Origin of the sequence: Mycobacterium talmoniae, from assembly GCF_001854525.1 — a bacterium.
GTDB classification, from domain to species: domain Bacteria; phylum Actinomycetota; class Actinomycetes; order Mycobacteriales; family Mycobacteriaceae; genus Mycobacterium; species Mycobacterium talmoniae.
In genome coordinates, this window is sequence record NZ_MLQM01000026.1 from 1 (window position 1) to 17,492 (window position 17,492).

The 17,492-nt window shown below is 67.6% G+C and carries 16 protein-coding genes and 1 riboswitch; of the genes, 11 read left to right on the forward strand and 5 right to left on the reverse strand.

All coding sequences use genetic code 11. From position 1 onward, the window contains the following. The 8 genes from BKN37_RS07470 to BKN37_RS07500 form a co-directional block, all read left to right on the forward strand. The coding region (locus BKN37_RS07470; protein WP_207547216.1) for an MCE family protein at window positions 1–598 on the forward strand (598 nt) is incomplete at its 5' end. Next, window positions 595–1,878, forward strand: coding sequence for an MlaD family protein (locus tag BKN37_RS07475; RefSeq protein WP_071023960.1), 1,284 nt, complete (start codon window positions 595–597; stop codon window positions 1,876–1,878). The genes BKN37_RS07470 and BKN37_RS07475, both read left to right, overlap by 4 nt. Before the next feature lie 81 nt (window positions 1,879–1,959). Further along, window positions 1,960–2,655 (forward strand): DUF3298 domain-containing protein, encoded by a 696-nt coding sequence (locus BKN37_RS07480; RefSeq protein ID WP_083341648.1) that lies wholly within the window; start codon window positions 1,960–1,962, stop codon window positions 2,653–2,655. Window positions 2,656–2,823: 168 nt separating this feature from the next. After that, complete coding sequence (locus tag BKN37_RS07485) at window positions 2,824–4,110, forward strand: amidohydrolase family protein (protein WP_071024042.1); 1,287 nt, start codon at window positions 2,824–2,826, stop codon at window positions 4,108–4,110. A gap of 123 nt (window positions 4,111–4,233) precedes the next feature. Then, window positions 4,234–5,538 (forward strand): TetR/AcrR family transcriptional regulator, encoded by a 1,305-nt coding sequence (locus BKN37_RS07490; protein WP_071023962.1) that lies wholly within the window; start codon window positions 4,234–4,236, stop codon window positions 5,536–5,538. 331 nt (window positions 5,539–5,869) lie between these two features. Then, window positions 5,870–6,748: a mycofactocin-coupled SDR family oxidoreductase gene (locus BKN37_RS07495; RefSeq protein WP_071023964.1), complete on the forward strand. Its 879-nt coding sequence runs from the start codon at window positions 5,870–5,872 to the stop codon at window positions 6,746–6,748. Window positions 6,749–7,188: 440 nt separating this feature from the next. Beyond that, complete coding sequence (locus BKN37_RS27660; RefSeq protein WP_242657141.1) at window positions 7,189–8,181, forward strand: lipase family protein; 993 nt, start codon at window positions 7,189–7,191, stop codon at window positions 8,179–8,181. Further along, complete coding sequence (locus BKN37_RS07500) at window positions 8,108–8,746, forward strand: maleylpyruvate isomerase family mycothiol-dependent enzyme (protein ID WP_083341653.1); 639 nt, start codon at window positions 8,108–8,110, stop codon at window positions 8,744–8,746. The genes BKN37_RS27660 and BKN37_RS07500 overlap by 74 nt, the downstream gene beginning before the upstream one ends. Window positions 8,747–8,836: 90 nt before the next feature. Here the strand turns inward: BKN37_RS07500 and BKN37_RS07505 are convergent, their stop codons facing one another. After that, on the reverse strand, window positions 8,837–9,928 hold the full coding sequence (locus BKN37_RS07505) for an NAD(P)H-dependent amine dehydrogenase family protein (protein WP_071023969.1): 1,092 nt from the start codon (window positions 9,926–9,928) through the stop codon (window positions 8,837–8,839). Window positions 9,929–9,937: 9 nt separating this feature from the next. Continuing rightward, entirely contained in the window at window positions 9,938–10,924 is a 987-nt protein-coding gene (locus BKN37_RS07510) for an LLM class flavin-dependent oxidoreductase (RefSeq protein WP_071023971.1), read from the reverse strand. A gap of 509 nt (window positions 10,925–11,433) precedes the next feature. Between BKN37_RS07510 and BKN37_RS07515 the strand changes: the two genes are divergently transcribed. The 3 genes from BKN37_RS07515 (at window position 11,434) to metE (ending at window position 15,584) form a co-directional block, all read left to right on the forward strand. After that, a complete protein-coding gene (locus BKN37_RS07515) occupies window positions 11,434–12,156 on the forward strand; it encodes a sensor domain-containing protein (protein ID WP_071023973.1) in 723 nt (240 codons plus the stop codon). A gap of 29 nt (window positions 12,157–12,185) precedes the next feature. After that, the gene (locus BKN37_RS07520; protein WP_071023976.1) at window positions 12,186–12,833 is read left to right on the forward strand and encodes an SDR family oxidoreductase; all 648 of its coding nucleotides are present in this window, start codon (window positions 12,186–12,188) and stop codon (window positions 12,831–12,833) included. Window positions 12,834–12,938: 105 nt separating this feature from the next. Then, window positions 12,939–13,175, forward strand: a riboswitch (cobalamin riboswitch). Between the two features lie 138 nt (window positions 13,176–13,313). Beyond that, window positions 13,314–15,584, forward strand: a complete 2,271-nt coding sequence (gene metE, locus BKN37_RS07525; RefSeq protein WP_071024044.1) for a 5-methyltetrahydropteroyltriglutamate--homocysteine S-methyltransferase — start codon at window positions 13,314–13,316, stop codon at window positions 15,582–15,584. 98 nt (window positions 15,585–15,682) lie between these two features. Here metE and BKN37_RS07530 read toward each other — a convergent pair whose 3' ends face one another. From BKN37_RS07530 to BKN37_RS07540, 3 genes are read right to left on the reverse strand one after another with little or no spacing between them, the layout of a single operon-like run. Next, window positions 15,683–16,159, reverse strand: a complete 477-nt coding sequence (locus tag BKN37_RS07530) for a hypothetical protein (protein WP_071023978.1) — start codon at window positions 16,157–16,159, stop codon at window positions 15,683–15,685. A gap of 1 nt (window position 16,160) precedes the next feature. Then, entirely contained in the window at window positions 16,161–16,502 is a 342-nt protein-coding gene (locus BKN37_RS07535; RefSeq protein WP_071023980.1) for a VOC family protein, read from the reverse strand. An 18-nt stretch (window positions 16,503–16,520) separates the two neighbouring features. Beyond that, window positions 16,521–17,327: a MerR family transcriptional regulator gene (locus BKN37_RS07540; protein ID WP_083341650.1), complete on the reverse strand. Its 807-nt coding sequence runs from the start codon at window positions 17,325–17,327 to the stop codon at window positions 16,521–16,523. Between the last annotated feature and the right edge of the window lie 165 nt (window positions 17,328–17,492).

Below are 17,492 nucleotides of genomic sequence, written 5' to 3' on the forward strand. Positions count from 1 at the left end.
GGGCGGGCGCGGGGAGAAAGTCGCCGCACTGATGCATAACTCCAACATGCTGCTGTCGCGGCTCAACCAGCGTTCGGCGCAGATCGACGGCGCGCTGCGCGACACCTCCGAGCTGGCCGCCACCCTGTCGGCTCGCCGTGACACCCTCGACGCGGTGCTCACCGCGGCCGCACCGGCCACCGAAACACTCGCCGACAATGCGACGAGCCTGGCCGACCTGGTTTCAGCGACCGGCCGGATCACGCGCCAAATCAACCGCTTCCCCTCGATGCAGGGGACGGACAGCCGCGGCACCGTCGCCGATCTCAACCGGCTTTCGGATGTCTTCAACCAAATCTCCACCGACCCCGAGCTCAACCTCAACAGTTGGAATCGGATGATCTCCGGGATCACACACATCACCAGCGGGCCCAACGTCCACGCCGTCGGAATCGTCACCCAGCTGGCGCTCGGTGCGCTGCCCGACAAAAACTATCCCGGGGATCCCGGAATCCACGGCCCCGACGGCACCGACTGGCACGCCATGATCGGCAGCCTCCGCTACGAGTGGAACGTGCTGTTGGGCCGGATATACGGACCCGAGCACCAGCCCCGATGAAGACCACCCGGCCACTTCTGGAAGGCCCAGCCCGACTGCTGGTCTACGCCGTACGGGCGTTGACCCGGCATCGCGTCGCGGCCTCGGTGACCGGCATCGTGGTGACCCTGATCGCCGTCACGGTGTACATCGTCGGTGGCACGCTGGGGATTAGCCCTGTCCGGTCCACCATCGCCGTTCAGGTACGACTCCGCGAATCGGGGGGCCTGCTGGCCAATCAGGACGTGACGCTGCGGGGCGTCCGGATCGGCAGGGTCGATTCGGTCCGATTCACCGACACCGGCGTGGTGGCCTCCATCGAGATCGACAGCCGAATAAGGGTGCCGCGCGATAGCCTGGCCCGGGTTTCCGCGCTGTCGGCGGCCGGCGAGCAATACCTGGATTTCCAGCCCCAACAACCCGGCGGGCCGGCCCTGACCGACGGCACCGTCCTCGACGAGCACCGCACCGCCGTACCGGTGTCACTGGCGCAACTGCTCGCCGACGCCAACGGGATGCTGGCGCAGGTGGACCCGGACAAGCTGGCCGCCATCACCACCGAACTTCGGGTGTCGAATCAGGGGCCCGCGAAACTGGCGGCCTTGCTCGACGGCGGGGTGTTCCTGATATCGGCCCTCGATTCCGTACTTCCCCAAACGGTCAGTGTGTTGCGCACCAGCCGGACGGTGTTGACCACCCTCGTCGAGACCAACTCGGGGTTGATGCACACCTCGCAGAACCTGCACGACATCCTGCGCGGCACCCGTTCGATGGACGGGGGATTCCGCAGCCTGGTCGACCGCGGCCAGCGACCACTGACCGCGCTGGACAAAATCATCGAGGACAACTCCGACACGATGGTGCAGCTGCTGGGCAATCTCGCCACTACCGCGCAGCTGTCGTCGGTGCGGCTGCCCGCCCTGAACGAACTCGTCAACTCGGATCGCGGCGGCTCCGCGGTGGAAGCGCTCGCCGGTGTGGTACGCGACGGCGCGGTCTGGGTGCTCGTGGACCTGTATCCCCGCTACAGCTGCGACTACGGGCTTCCGGCGCTGCCGCCGGCGTTGCCGAACTATCCCGAGCCGTACCTGTACACCTACTGCAAGAACCCCGACCCCGCGGTCCTGGTCCGCGGCGCCCGCAACGCACCGCGCCCGCCCGGCGACGACACGGCCGGCCCGCCGCCCGGGTATGACCCCAAGGCGCAGACCGACCCGGCTCCGACCGACGCCCCCACGCTGCCGACCCCGTTCGGCGGCTCGCCGATGCAGGTGCAGCTGCCCGCGGACCCACCCGGTTGACGACCACTGCGGTCCCGCGCGCGGGATCCTGCCGGGCGCCAGAGAGGAGCTGCGATGAACCTAACGTGGCGCGGCGCGCCGATGCTGGTGGCGCTCGCACTAACGAGCACCGTCCTGACGAGCTTGGCCTGGGCCGAACCCGCCGCCGGAGATCCCGGGACGACGGTCGTGCCCGCGGCGATGTCGGGCGCCAGTCCCGACGGGCTGGGGACCTGGACCGTGCACTATCAGCGCGTCAACGCCGATGAGTCGCCAACGGCGGCGGTCATCAACCAGCACATTGATACCGAGGCGAACCGTGAAGTCGCACAGGCGACGTGGGATGGCTCAACGAAACGTCCCTGGACGTTCGACGCGACCGGCACGATGGATGCGCGGGCGACGACGGTGTCCGAACTGTTCGTCGGGGCATACAACACCGACGAGCCGCACATGCCGATGCAAACGGTGGGCAGTGTCGTCTGCGACACCCGCAGCGGCATCGTTATCACGTGGGACAACCTGTTTCGCGATAAGACCGCAGGGCTGGCCCGGCTCGCAGACCAGGTCGAAGCGAATATCACCGCCGTGGCGTCCGCGCAGGACGTCCGTGACTGGCGACGCGCCGGCCAGTTCGCACCGGTTGACGTCAACTTCAGGTATTGGATCCCCACCCATGAGGGTGTTCAGTTGCACTTCCCCGACGTGCAATTCGGCCGCGGGCTCAAAGTCGTCACGGTCCCGTGGGCCCAGCTAAGCGACCAGATCGCGCCCGAATTCCGTTCCATCGCAGGATGATGACCGCAGCGGCGGCGCCGCGGGGCGTTGACCAAATATCTGTTCCGCCGTAGAGTCACAGATGCGACGCGTTCGGTCCAATGAGGTCGACACGACCCTGCCCTAACGGGTCGGCCATCATCGTCAGTCGCTGCCCGTGGAATGCACCGACAGCACAAGGAGCCCGCCATGAAGATGGACGATTACATCCTCGTCTCCGTGGACGATCACCTCGTCGAGCCGCCCGGCATGTTCGACGGTCACATCCCCGACAAATACAAGGACGACGTACCCAAGCTGATCCAGCGGACCGACGGCACCGACGCCTGGGTTTTCGAGGGGCAAGAAGCGACCAACGTCGGACTCAACGCGGTTGCCGGCCGCCCGCCGGATGAGTACGGCGCCGAACCCACCAAGCTCAGCGAGATCCGCGACGGCTGCTACAACATCCACGAGCGGATCCGCGATATGAACGCCAACGGCGTTGCCGCCGCGATGAACTTTCCGTCCTACCCGCAGTTCTGCGGACAGTACTTCGCGCGCGCCAAGGACAAGGAACTTGGGCTCGCGGTGCTGCGCGCCTACAACGACTGGCACATCGACGAGTGGTGCGCCGCCTACCCGGGTCGGATGATCCCGCTGGCACTGCCACCGATCTGGGACCCGAACCTGATGGCCGACGAGGTCCGCCGGGTGGCCAAGAAGGGCTGCCATGCCGTCACATTCTCGGAAAACCCCACCAAGCTGGAGTATCCGTCGTTGCACGATCCGCATTGGGACCCGTTCTGGCAAGCATGTAGCGACGAAAACACCGTGGTGTGCCTGCATATCGGCTCGTCGTCCTCGGTGGTGATCACCTCGGTCGACGCGCCGGTCGACACGATGATCACCCTGCAGCCGATGAGCATCGTCAACGCGGCGGCCGACCTGGTCTGGTCGCCGACGCTGCGCAGGTTTCCCGACCTGACCTTCGCGTTGTCCGAGGGCGGCATCGGCTGGATCCCGTACTTTCTGGAGCGCATCGACCGGGTCTACAAGATGCACCGCGGGTGGACGCACCAGAACTTCGGCGACAAGCTGCCCAGCGAGGTGTTCCTGGAGCGCATCGTCACTTGCTTCATCGACGACGTGTTCGGCGTCGAGAGCCGGCACAAGCTCAACCTGGACATGATCACCTGGGAGTGCGACTACCCGCATTCCGACTCGACCTGGCCCCTGGCGCCCGAGTCGCTGGCGGGCTATCTCGACGGGGTCCCCGACGCGGAGATCAACAAGATCACCCACGAGAATGCGCTGCGGCTGTTTTCCTTCGACATGTTCCGGCATCTGCCCCGCGAGCGGGCGACGGTCGGGGCGCTACGGGCGCAGGCCCAGGACGTGGACCTGGGCTACCGTTCCTCGGAGCGGCTCAAGAAGACCGGCGTCGACACCGTGACCGTTCTCGACCTCGCCGCCAAGCTGCCCACCGGCACCTGATGTACGCGCCCCCTCGCCGCCCAACTACCCAGTCCCGCAGCTACCTTCTGGTAGCGTTTAACCAAATGTTCGGTCTGTAGATGCGCGGGTGATCCCGGCTGATAGCGGGAGCAGGGAGGTGACGTGGGGCGGCAAAAGCCAGCCGGGTCGGCAACCTCCGCGAGCCGCGCCAGCGCCTACGACGATGGGACACGCCGCACCGAGATCTTACAGACCGCCGCCGCGCTGATCGCGTCCTCGGGGTTGCGCACTTCCCTGCAGGAGATCGCCGACGCCGCCGGGATCCTCCCGGGCAGCCTGTACCACCATTTCGAGTCCAAAGAGGCAATCCTGGTCGAACTGGTCCGGCGCTATCACGCCGACCTGGAGCGAGTCGGCGAGGCCGCGCATGACAGGTTGGACGACGCGGGTTCTCAACCGGTGTCCGAGGCGATTATCGAGTTGGGAACGGCGATCGCGCGGTGCGCGGTGGCGCACCGCGCCGCGCTGCAGATGTCGTTTTATGCGGCGCCCAGCGCCAACCCGGAGCTGGTCAAATTGCTGCGGGAGCCGCCCACCGCGGTGCAACAGGCGATGCTGCAGACCCTGCGCGCCGGTAGATGGAGTGGGTATATCCGGCCGGATATCGATCTACCGACGCTGGCCGACCGGATGTGCCAGTCGATGATGCACGTGGGGCTCGACGTCATCCGGCATAAGGCCGCCGCCGACCAAACCGCGGCGGTCCTGTGCCGCATCATGTTGCAGGGCTTGGCTAGTCGGCCGTATGGCGATGCGGAATTGGACCGCTCCCCCGCGTTCGCGGCCGCCGAGAACGCCATCAAGACCTGGGCCGAAGAACGCGCATCCGGGTCCGAGGATAAAGCCGAGCACGTCCGCGCGGTGGCGCGCGCCGAGTTCGGCCGCAAGGGTTACGAGGTCACCACCATCCGGGATATCGCCTCGGCGGCCGGGATGGGCACCGGTACCGTCTACCGGCTGATCGGGTCCAAGGACGAACTCCTGGCGTCGATCATGGAGTCGTTCGGCACGAAGGTCGGCGGCGGCTTTGCCGCCGTGCTGCGCAGCGACGCGACCCCCATCGAGAAACTCGACGCGCTGAGCTGGGTCCACATCAACGCCTTGGACCAGTTCCCGGACGAGTGGAAGATCCAGCTGGCGTGGATGCGCCACTCGCCGCCGGACACCCCCAACCCCGGCCTGGCCTTCACCACACGGCTCCGACAACTCAAATCGCTGTTGTCGGAAGGGACCCGGTCGGGCGAGATCCGTATCGACACCCCCTCCCTGGAAATGCTGTCGCGGTGTGTGATGGACGTGCTGTGGATGCCGGAGAACATCGTGGCGGCCGAGGGAACGCGGGCGGCGCTGGTGCTTTCCCGCGACACGGTGGTGCGCGGAGTCACCGATCGCGGCGTCGACGCATAGCGCGAGGGCGCTAATTGCGCCGACTGTGCATTTTCATACGCGATACGCCGCCCGGGCGCATGAAATCGCACAGTCACGAACGCTCCGGCTCCCGGCGCCGCCGTCAGAGGTGTCGTGCCGATCGCCGAGCAGTCCCCCGCAAGCGGGCGGTGCCCCCAGCAAAAGTCCCTAATCGCCTCGCGTTTGGGGGCTTTTGCGTCTGCTCGCGCAACGCAATGCGCCTACCAAAGTTTTGTTCCACCACCTATTGATTAAGCCGGCGGCATCACATAGGTTCGGTTTGCGCGCAAGCGCGGGTTCATACCACATGCCCAGCAATCATGGAGGATGCATGTCCGGAAAGCTCAGCGGCAAAGTCGCATTCATCACCGGCGCGGCCCGCGGGCAGGGACGCGCCCACGCGCTCACGATGGCCAAGGAAGGCGCCGACATCATCGCGGTCGACATCTGCCGCGAGATCGAGTCGAATCCCTATCCCCTGGCGACACCCGAGGATCTCGCCGAGACGGAAAGAGCGGTCAAGGAACTCGGACGCCGGGTGGTCGCCCGGATCGCCGACGTGCGGGAGCGGCACGAGCTGCGCGAGGCCGTCGAAGCCGGACTGGCCGACCTGGGCCACATCGACATAGTCGTCGCCAACGCCGGCATCCTGCCGATGGCGATGGGCAAACCGGACCCGATGCAGTTCGTCGACGCCTCCGATGTCGACCTGCTCGGTGTGATGAACACCGTCGCCGTCACGATTCCGCACCTGCCCAACGGAGCCTCGATCATCGTCACGGGGTCGACCGCGGGCATGATCCGCGGCACCACCGACAACCCCAACATGGGGCCCGGCGGCGCCGGCTACGGGTGGAGCAAACGCATCGTGATGGAGTACGTCGAGGAAATGTGCCTGCACCTGGCTCCCCGGATGATCCGGATCAACGCCATCCATCCGACCAACTGCAACACCCACCTGTTGCAGAACGACGGCATGTACTCCATGTTCCGCCCGGATCTGACCGCCGAGGGCAAGAAGGCCACACGGGAGGACGCCGAACCGCTGTTCACCATCTTCCAAGCCATGCCCATCCCGTATGTCGAGCCAGAGGACATGGCCAACCTCGGGGTCTTTTTGGCCAGCGACGATGCCCGCTACATCACCGGACAGCAGATCCGGGTCGATGCGGGCTCACTGCTGAAGTGGCCCAACGGTCCGGGCCGATAGCGCATCCTGCGCACTAGCCGATGACTGAGTCTCGTTGGACCCCAGTCGAATTTCCGGCTGCACACGAGGTCGACTTCGGGCGCCCGCTTCCGCCGGGCCAGGATCCTTTCTGCCAACCACCCGACGGCTTCGAAACATCGGCACCTGGCACGGTGCTGCGGTCCCGCGAGGTTCGGCTGGGCTTCCTGGGTATCGTTGCGCAGCGGGTCGTCGCGTACCAACTGCTGTACCGCACCGCCGATATGCGTGGCGCACCCCAGGCGACGGTGACCACGGTCATCCGATCCGCGCACGGTGAGCCTGACCCGGCGGCTCCCGTTGTGTCGTATCAATGTGCGATTGATGCCCTAGCGTCGACCGGTTTCCCATCGTATCTCTTGCGCCGTCACGCCAAGCTAGCCAAGGTTTTCGGCGGTGCGCCGGCGTGGGAGTACGTGCCGATGGCGTGCGCCCTAGCCCAGGGGTGGCGGGTGCTCGTCCCTGACCACGGCGGCGCGCGGGGCAGCTGGACGGCACCACGGGAGCCGGGATATTGCGTCTTGGACGGAATTCGGGCAGCCCAGGGTTTCGAGCCGGCCGGCGTCGCGCGATCGGCACCGGTCGCGCTGTGCGGGTATTCCGGCGGTGGGCTAGCGTCAAGTTGGGTGGCGGAGTTGTGGGCCAGCTATGCGCCTGAATTGAATATCGTCGGGGCGGTGCTCGGTGCGCCGGTCGGCGATCCTGGCGAAATCTTCCGGGACCTGGACGGATCACTGTATGCGGGTCTGCCAGCCTTGGCGTTGGCAGCGTTGGTTCGTGAATATCCGGGTTTGCAGCGGATCGTGCATACACACGCCAACGCGTCGGGGCAGGCATTGCTGACCAGGCTGGAAGGCACGACGATGGTCGGCGCCTTGTTCCGGTGCGGTCTGCGAGAGACTGCGCGTTACCTGGACTGCCCGCTCGATGAGATCCTCGCCATGCCGGAGGTGCTCGAGATGTTTGGCGAGCTGCGACTCGGCCAGGCCGCGCCGGCGATGCCGTTGTTAGTGGTACAGGCGATCCACGATCAATTCATCAACGTCCGACATATCGATACCCTGGTCGAGAGTTATCAAGATCAGGGTGCGCGGGTGACGTATCTGCGCGACCGGCTCAGTGAACACGCGCTGTTGTATCCCCTCTCAACTCCGTTGGCGCTGCGTTGGATTGCGGACCGATTTGCCGGAGAACCCAATGGGTATCCCGGTCCCCAGACGACGGCTCTGCTGCTTTCTCCGCGAACGGTCGCTGGACTGTGTCGGGTTGTATGGATCGTGGTGAAGGTCGCGTTAGGGCGACAGCTGGATGGACCGCAGAGGAGGTGGCAGCGCCATGCGGCTGGACCGCGACGTGATCTTCGCCGCCGTCGCCGACGAGCGGCGGCAGATCGCCGATTTGCTCGACACCCTTGACGATGCGCAGCTGGCCACACCCAGCCTATGCGCCGGCTGGGACATCAAGACCGTAGCCGCGCACCTGGTCAGCGTCTTCGCCGACAGCTTTTGGGTGTTCATGGGCACGGCCCTGCGCCGGGCAAGCATGGCGCGCGCCGTCGATGGCCTCGCCCGCTGCCGCGCACGGTTGCCAGCCGACGAGATTGTTACCAGTTTGCGGCAGAACGCCGATCATCATCTGAGTCCACCACTATTCGGTCCCCTCGACCCGCTGGCCGATGTCTTGGTCCACCGCGGCGACATCACGATTCCCCTCGACCTGCCATTTGAGCCCGATCCTGCTCGCGCCTCGCTCGCACTGGACTTCTTGACCGGACCGTGGCCCTTCGGCTTCGTACCGCTGGGGCTCCTGCGGGGCATTTCGCTGCACGCCACCGACGTTGATCGAACCTGGCGGACCGGAGTCGAGGTCCGCGGTTCCACGGCCGCGCTAATGATGACCATCGCCGGCCGCGCCGTGCTCGTTGATGAACTCGAAGGACCCGGATTGCCCCTGCTGCGCCACCGACTAGGTGCAGACTAGTTCACGGTGCAAGGTCTTCCAGTATCTGATCGGCCATGGCAAGCGCAAGCAGGTGCCCGACGAGCACCGATGAGTCGGAAACCTCACTCATCAGCCGGCTTGCACGCCACCAAACACGTGCCGGGGCAGCGTCATCGGCAGGTCCAGCGAACTCAGCAGTCCCGGCGCCGCCTCCACCACGTAGGGCACGGCGTTAACGACGCGCATCGCGGTCGCCGCCATCGCGCCGCGGCCGGCGCCATGGCCTTCAGGATCACCGAGCGTCATCGCGCAGTGGATGTCCGGTTCACCGTCGATGTCTACCCGGTAGGTGGCGTCGCAGTCTGAGGTCGGCCAGTCGGGGGCCACGTCCCGTGCCATCCGGATGATGTGCTCGACCACGATGGCCTCCCGGCCGTCGATGACGCCGGCCGCACGGGTGCACACCGCGCCGCACGTTCCGGCCGGAATCGTCCCGAAGGCGACCTCGATATCGCGGTCGGTGACCCGCCGGCCCAGCGAGCCGCGGATCTCCTGCACCTGGACCCCGAAGCCCCGGGCCATCAGGTGAATCGGTGCGCTCCACGCCATCTCGATGAATCCCGGGGTGCTCAGCATCGGCTTGAACTCCAACGGTCGGCCGAATCCCATGCCGTCCATCATGACGTCGGCGACCGGGTAGTGGTCATTGAGCGCGATCTCGCGCACCGTCACGGTCCGGATCGTCTTGGACTGGGTGGCCAGCAGCAGCGCCAGCTGATCGGAGCCGAACCCGGGGAAGATACCGGATACGTAGAACGACGCGGCACCGGCGGTGGCCGCCGCCTCGAGCTGTTCGCGCCACTGCGGGTGAAAGTAGCTCGGCGGGTACACCAGGCTGGTCGAACTCGTGGAGACGACGTTGATGCCGGCCTCCAGCAGCCGCAGATAGTCGGGCACCGCGGCGGCGTCGCGGCCGGGCCCGCTCGCGGCGTACACCACGCAGTCCGGCTGCAGGCCGATGAGCTCCGCGGCGTCGTTGGTCGCCGTAATCCCGAGTGGGGCAACGCCGGCTAGTTCGCCGATGTCACGGCCAACCTTGTCTTCCGAATGCACCCAAACCCCGACGAGTTCCAAATCCGGGCGACCCTGGATCGCGTCAATCGCGATAGTCCCGACACCGCCGGTCGACCATACGACGATTCGAGTTGGATTCTCGAGCACGTCTGCTCCTCAGTTCTGGGTCATTGGGTCCGCGTGTGCGACGGCCGATGCCGCGTTCTCCAGGTAGGGCCAGGCCAGTCCCGGCGGTAGTCCCCCGCACAACGGCAGCAGCGGCAAGCTAGCGTCGCCGCGCAGTTGGGTGATCGCCTGCTCAGTCGTCCAAATGCGGTAAGGCCCTGGCGTTGTCCGCAATGCGTTCACGCTGGTGGCACGGGAAATGCTGGCCACCGATTCGTCGCCGTGGCGGTAGGCCGCCGCGGTCATCGCGTCATGAAGCAGGTACGGCCCGAGTTCGTGCCAGGCCTTGTCCACATCGTCGGCGACGAACACGGTGGTCGGCGCGTCGCCGTCGGGAAACCGCGCCGGCCCCGGTTCGTGTCCGTGGGCACGGCATTGCGACTCGTAGAGTTGCCGGAGCCCAGGTGGATTGGCCTGGGCGAGCAACCCCAGCCCGTGTCGGGCCGCCCGCTTGGCTGCCGCCGGACTGCCACCGGCGAGCATGATGGGCGGGCCGCCGGGTGTCACGCACCGCGGCGTCACGTGGATACGGCGGCCCTGGTGGCTGACCGGCTCACCGCGCAGCAACCGCAGCAGCAACGCCAGCTTGGCGTCGGCCAGCTGTCCGCGCCGGCGCAGGTCGACGCCGAAATGCTCGTATTCCGCTGCGCGGTGGCCGATCCCCAAAGCGTAGGAGACCCGTCCGTTGCTGATGATGTCCAGCACGCTCATCTCCTCGGCCAGCCGCACCGGATCCCAGAACGGCAGGACGACGGCGGCCAGCATGATCGCCAACCGCTCGGTTCGGGCGGCGATCGCCGCCGCGAGCAGCAGCGGGGCCGGCAGGTGGCCATCCTCGGTACCGTGGTGCTCGGAAAGCACGGCGGCGATAGCGCCCCGCTTCTCCGCCCACGCGCACATCTCGATAGCGGCGGCGTAGAGCTCGGTGGTCGGGGCCCCCGACTCAGGCGCCCGCATGTCGAAGCGCAGGGTAAACATCAGTGCCGTGGATCGAGCGGGTCACGCACCACAAAAGCTCCTTCGGGGATTGAACCCAAGCCGACACCTAGACAATACCTAATTTTTGTTCCCACCTGGTGGTGTCCGCGCGTAGGTTCCACCGCCCACCGGGGCCAGCCCGGCCCGGCACCAATCACCGCCGCCGCGAATCCGATGTTCGTTATGCTCACCGTGTCCTGCGGCTGATGGATCAGCGGCGCGGTCCGATAGGGGGTCGATCACCGATGAGTATTCCGCCGCAAGGCTATCCAGGTGGCCCTCATGATCCCTGGTCAAATGCTGGCTTCGGTGGTCCGCAACCCGGTGGCTTTGGCGGTCAGCAACCCGGTGGTTTCGGCGTCCAACAGGGGTGGCAGTACGGTCCCCCGCCCGGCGGTCCACAACAGCCGGGATACCCATCTCCCGGCGGGCCGCGCCGGCCCAACCAGCGGCTCAAGTTGCTGATCGCTGGGATTACGGCGACCGTCATCGTGGTAGCGGGAATCGTCGTGGCCGTCGCGGTCGGATCCGACGACGACACCACCCCCGCCGGTCCGTCAACCTCCGTCAACGCCTCGGCGGCCCCCAGCAGTCGGCAGTCGACGAGCAGTGCCCCGACGTCGTCGTCGAAGGCCGCCGGCACCAGTCTCAGCGGCTTGCTGCTGACCCCCGACGAGATCAATTCGCGGATGAAAACCACGATGACCGTCTCGAACAACGAGTCGGGCAGCGCACCCCTCGCGAACCTGACAGTCACGCCGTCGAACTGTGCCAGCGCCTACGCGCCGGCAACGACCACGGCGTATGACGGCTCCGGGTTCACCGGGATCGCCGTGCAGGGGTTCCGCGGTCCTGGGAACACCGTCGCGACGAGCGTCATCCAGGCGGCGGCGAAATTCCCGGATGCCGCGGCGGCCCAAGCCTTCCTCGATCAGCAGTTCACCGCCTGGGGCGGCTGCAAGTTCACCCAGGTGACCGCCGACTACGGCGACGGCACCACGGCGCATCGCAAGTTCACCGCACCCGGCAAATCGCCCGGTAAGGACGGGGACACCCTGGTCTTGACCGGACTCGAATCCAGCGCACCAGGTGCCCCGTCGTGCGACCGCGCAATGACGATCAAATCCGACGTGGTGGTCGACGTCGTGGTGTGCAAAGACGGCTCCGATGGCCAAAACGCCGGCGGCTACGGCACCGGACTCGCGCACGCCATCCAGCGCAATATCAGCTGAATCGCCGGCGACAGGTAGCGTCGGGACACATGGCACGCATCGTCGTTATCGGCGGCCACGGCAAGGTCGCCCTGCTGTTGTCCCGCATCCTGACCGAGCGCGGCGACCAGGTCAGCGCGGTGTTCCGCAACCCCGACCACGCCCAAGACGTCGCCGCGACCGGCGCCACCCCGGTGGTGGCCGATATCGAGACGTTGGACACCGACGCGCTGGCGGAGCTGATCACCGGCCACGATGCCGTGGTGTTCTCCGCCGGCGCCGGCGGCGGTAACCCGGCGCGCACCTACGCCGTCGACCGCGACGCCGCCATCCGGACCGTCGACGCCGCCGCCCAGGCCGGGGTGCGCCGGTTCGTCATGGTGTCCTACTTCGGTGCCGGACCCGACCACGGTGTGCCCGAGGGCGATTCGTTCTTCCCGTACGCCGAGGCCAAAGCCGCCGCCGACGCCCACCTGCGTGCCAGCGACCTGAACTGGACGGTGCTCGGGCCCAGCCGGCTCACCCTGGAGCCCGGCACCGGCCGCATCGCGCTGGGCCCCGAGGCCGGTAAGGGTGAGGTGTCGCGGGAGAACGTTGCGCTGGTGGTCGCGGCCACCCTGGCCGACAACACGACCATTCACCGCACCATCGAGTTCAACGACGGTGACGTTCCCATCGCCGAGGCGCTGAGCGACTAACGGCCCACACCGCTCGGCGAGCGGGAATCCGGCGACGCTCCCGACGGCGTGTCGGTCGCGAAATTCCCACTCGGCGGGGTGTGCGGGCGGGCTGACCGACCGAGTAATCTCGACGGCACAGCTGGTCTGCTCACGCCGTCGCAACGGCGGGGTGAGCATCGAGCGAAGCGTATGCGTCGCGAGAGGGAACCCGGTGGGAATCCGGGACTGTCCCGCAGCGGTATGCAGGAACGACCGCCGTCAACAGCACTGGTCAAAAGACTGGGAAGCGACGGCCAGTAGGGGTATCCATCCGGATACGCGCCTGTGAGTCCGAAGACCTGCCAGCTGCGCCGGGCGCGCCGCGCCCGGCGGCTCATCGCCTCGTGGAATGGGCGTATGGCCGTCCCGGTTGCAGGTGTTGTGTCGGCAGGCGCACCGCGACCGGCTCGGCTGCGCGTCCGCCGGCGGTGACCACACCCGCGAGTGAAGGACGACCTTGTGACCGCTCAACCGTTTACTGCCACCATTACCGGCTCGCCGCGTATCGGCCCCAATCGCGAACTCAAACGTGCCACCGAACGCTACTGGGCCGGCCGGATCACCCAGGGCGACCTGCAGGACGTGGCCGCCACGCTGCGCCGCGACACCTGGTCGGCGCTGGCCGACGCCGGCTTGGACTCGGTGCCGGTCAATACGTTCTCCTACTACGACCAGATGCTGGACACCGCGGTGCTGCTCGGCGCGCTGCCGGACCGGGTAGCCGGTGTCGCCGACGAGCTGGACCGCTACTTCGCCGCCGCGCGGGGCACCGATGAGATCGCCCCGCTGGAGATGACCAAGTGGTTCGACACCAACTACCACTACATCGTTCCCGAGATCGGGCCGAACACCCGGTTCGGCCTGAACCCGGCCAAGGTGGTCGGTGAGCTCAAAGAAGCCCTGGAACTGGGTGTTCCCGCCCGCCCGGCGGTCATCGGCCCGGTCACCTTCCTGCTGCTGAGCAAGGCGGTGGGCGGTGCGGGCGCACCGATCGACCGCCTCGACGAGCTGATCCCGCTCTACACCGAACTGCTGGGCCTGCTGGCCGCGGCCGGGGCGAACTGGGTCCAGTTCGACGAGCCGGTGCTGGTGACCGACATTTCCGCCGACGCGCTCGCGCTGGCGGAGCGGGTCTACACGGCGCTGGGGTCGGTGACCAAGCGGCCCGCGATCTTTGTCGCCACCTACTTCGGGGACCCCGGTGCCGCGCTGCCCGCGCTGGCCCGGACCCCGGTCGAGGCGATCGGCGTCGACCTGGTCTACGGACCGGATACCGCGGTGGCCGCGGTGCCGGAACTGGCCGGCAAGACGCTGGTGGCCGGTGTCGTCGACGGGCGCAACATTTGGCGCACCGACCTGGAGTCGGCGCTGAGCCGGCTGGCCACCCTGCGCGGGAGTGCGGCGGCGGTGGCCGTGTCGACGTCGTGCTCGACGCTGCACGTGCCCTACACCCTGGCCGCCGAAACCGGCCTGGACGACAACCTGCGCAGCTGGCTGGCGTTCGGCGCCGAGAAGGTCAGCGAAGTGGTGGTGTTGGCGCGGGCGCTGCGCGACGGGCGGGACGCGGTCGCCGATGAGATCGCGGCCTCGGCCGCGGCGGTGGCGTCGCGCCGCAGCGATCCGCGGCTGCGCAACGAGCAGGTCCGCGCCCGCATCGACACCATCACCGCCTCGGGTGCCCAGCGCGGCCCGGCCGCGGCCCGGCGCGAGGCCCAAGACGCCCGGTTGCACCTGCCGCCGCTGCCGACCACGACGATCGGCTCCTACCCGCAGACCACGGCGATCCGCAAGGCCCGCGCCGCGCTGCGGTCCGGCGAGATCGACCAGGCCGAGTACGACCGCCGGATGAAGGCCGAGATCGCCGACGTCATCAAGCTGCAGGAACAGCTCGGCCTCGACGTGCTGGTGCACGGCGAGCCGGAACGCAACGACATGGTGCAGTACTTCGCCGAGCAGCTGGACGGCTTCTTCGCCCCGCAAAACGGCTGGGTGCAGTCCTACGGCAGCCGGTGCGTGCGCCCGCCCATCCTCTACGGCGACGTCGCGCGCCCGCACCCGATGACGGTGGACTGGATCACCTACGCGCAGTCGCTGACCGACAAACCGGTCAAGGGCATGCTGACCGGGCCGGTGACGATCTTGGCCTGGTCGTTCGTCCGCGACGACCAGCCGCTGGCCGACACCGCCAACCAGGTCGCGTTGGCCATCCGCGACGAGACGGTGGACCTGCAGAACGCGGGCATCGCGGTGATCCAGGTCGACGAGCCGGCGCTGCGCGAGTTGCTGCCGCTGCGCAACGCCGACAAGGAGGCCTACCTGAACTGGGCGGTCGGCGCGTTCCGGTTGGCTACCTCCGGGGTCGCCGACTCCACCCAGATCCACACCCACCTGTGCTACTCGGAGTTCGGTGAGGTGATCGGGGCGATCGCCGACCTGGACGCCGACGTCACCTCGATCGAGGCGGCCCGCTCGCACATGGAGGTGCTCGACGACCTGAACGCGGTCGGGTTCTCCAACAGCGTCGGGCCCGGGGTGTATGACATCCATTCTCCGCGGGTGCCGAGCACCGCCGAGATGGCCGACTCGCTGCAGGCCGCGTTGCGGGCGGTGCCCGCGCAGCGGCTGTGGGTCAACCCGGACTGCGGCCTGAAGACCCGCAGTGTCGACGAGGTGACCGCGTCGCTGCGCAACATGGTCGCGGCGGCCAGCGAGGTCCGGCCGGGGGCTTAACCCGTTCCCCTCGCCTCCCCTCGCTCGCCGAACGTGCGCTCAGGGCGGAAAAATCGCCAAAATCCCGCCCTGAGTGCACGTTCGGCGAAACGGGGGCGTCACGACACGCGGGCGGCCCGGTACTCCTGGTACACCTGCCAGGTGCTCCCGTCGCGGCTGCGTTCGTCACGCCACCGGAACGCGTCCGGGCCGATGTCGCGGAAACTCCACCGGATGGCGGAGCCGTCGGGCAGCGTGCCGTCCTGCACGATCCCCTCCGGGTCGGCTGTCCCCAGCTGGGTGAGCCGGATGCCCAGCTGCGGCGCGGTCCACTGGATGTGCCAGGCGTCGATCGCCGGGTCGTAGACCCGCAGCGTGGTCCCGTGGAAAAACCCCTCCGCGTGCCACACGTCCTGGACGGCCCGGCCATCGAGCACCCAGTCCGCCGCCATCCAGCCGGTGAGGCGACGAATGTCCTGGTCGTACACCGTGATGTCCAGGTCCCAGCGGCCGACCAGCCAGCCGTACAGGGCCATCGCCTCGGCATGCTCGGCGATCGGCCCGGCGCTGATCAGCGCGTCTGCCAGCGGCGACATGTCAGGCCGCCACGATGTCGAACTCGTTGCCCTCGGGGTCGGTCAACGTGGTCCAGCGGTAGCGGTCGGCCAGCCGGGTCGCCCCGAGCCCCACGGCCCGCTCCACGGCGGCGCCGAAGTCGTGAGCGACGAGGTCGACGTGCACCCGGTTCTTGACCTGTTTGGCTTCGGGCACCTGCACGAACACCAGGTGCGGAGCGTCCTGCTCGCCGGACATGCCGATCGACGCGAATTCGGCGGTGGCGCCGTCGTCCAGGGGACGGCGCAGCAGCTCGGACCAGAACCGCGCCAGCTTGTCCGCGTCGGCGCAGTCGAATGTGACGGCATACAGCGTGATGTGCATCGAAAACTCCTTTGTGAGTCAGGATTTGGTACGGAAGATCGGCCAGCACACCTCGGTGCGGTGCGCCGCCTCGTCGTCGGTGTCGTACCCGGACACCAGGTAGTACTCGCGGATCGGCCCGTCGACCCCCAGTTCGCGTTCGGCGACGTGGGTGCCGAGCGTGGCGTAGGTGCGGTCGAGTTCGTTGAACGACCCGCGGTGCAGCGCCACCGCCAGCTCGGCCGCCGGCACCTCCAGTGACTGCACCCGGCCGCGGCCCGCCGGCAACGCCCGAGCCGGCCGGAAGGCGGTCACCTCACCGCGGCCGGCCTCGAAGAACTCGGTGGAATACAGCGCGCCGCGAATCCCGGTGGCGCCCCCGACCGCGGTGTCGAGTTCGGCGAACGCCTGTGACCACCAGTCGTCCAGGTCGGCCATCTCGACCTGGTCGACGACGGCGGCCGCGAGCGTCGCCGGCACCGATCGGTAGCCGACCTCGCCTGGGCCACCTGGGTTTTCCAGCAGCGCCTGCAGCGACGCCACGCTGGCCTGGGTCTGCGCCAGGCTGTCCTGCAGCCGCTGCAGATGCGCGACGATGGCGCGGTTGCGGTCGGTGACGTCGTCGGCGTGCACCACCTCGGTGAGTTCGTCCAGCGGCATGCCCAGGTCCCGCAGCCGGCGGATGACCTGGGCGATCGGCAGCTGATCGGGGCTGTAGTAGCGGTAGCCGGAGGACGGATCGATGTGGACCGGGGTCAGCAGGCCCCGGTCGTGGTAGAGCCGCAGCGCTTTGACGGTCAGATAGGTCATTCGGGAGAAGTCCCCGATGGGTAACAGTGTCGGCACGGGGTTGAGTGTGGAGTCTCCCCTAGGGGCAGGGTCAACACCCGATTTTTCGCCGAACGTGCGTCCACGGCGGAAAAGTCGCGAAAACTTCGCCGTAGCTGCACGTTCGGTGCCGCCGGGCCCGCTCCGGCGGACCGGCCACTAATCTCGGGTGACCGAACCCGT

Coding starts and splice junctions, on each gene's coding strand:
- BKN37_RS07530 (WP_071023978.1), bottom strand. CDS start 16,159: ATGTCGCCGCTGGCAGACGCGCTGATCAGCGCCGGGCCGATCGCCGAG.
- BKN37_RS07495 (WP_071023964.1), top strand. CDS start 5,870: ATGTCCGGAAAGCTCAGCGGCAAAGTCGCATTCATCACCGGCGCGGCC.
- BKN37_RS07480 (WP_083341648.1), top strand. CDS start 1,960: ATGCTGGTGGCGCTCGCACTAACGAGCACCGTCCTGACGAGCTTGGCC.
- BKN37_RS07520 (WP_071023976.1), top strand. CDS start 12,186: ATGGCACGCATCGTCGTTATCGGCGGCCACGGCAAGGTCGCCCTGCTG.
- BKN37_RS07510 (WP_071023971.1), bottom strand. CDS start 10,924: ATGTTTACCCTGCGCTTCGACATGCGGGCGCCTGAGTCGGGGGCCCCG.
- BKN37_RS27660 (WP_242657141.1), top strand. CDS start 7,189: ATGGCGTGCGCCCTAGCCCAGGGGTGGCGGGTGCTCGTCCCTGACCAC.
- BKN37_RS07475 (WP_071023960.1), top strand. CDS start 595: ATGAAGACCACCCGGCCACTTCTGGAAGGCCCAGCCCGACTGCTGGTC.
- BKN37_RS07535 (WP_071023980.1), bottom strand. CDS start 16,502: ATGCACATCACGCTGTATGCCGTCACATTCGACTGCGCCGACGCGGAC.
- BKN37_RS07485 (WP_071024042.1), top strand. CDS start 2,824: ATGAAGATGGACGATTACATCCTCGTCTCCGTGGACGATCACCTCGTC.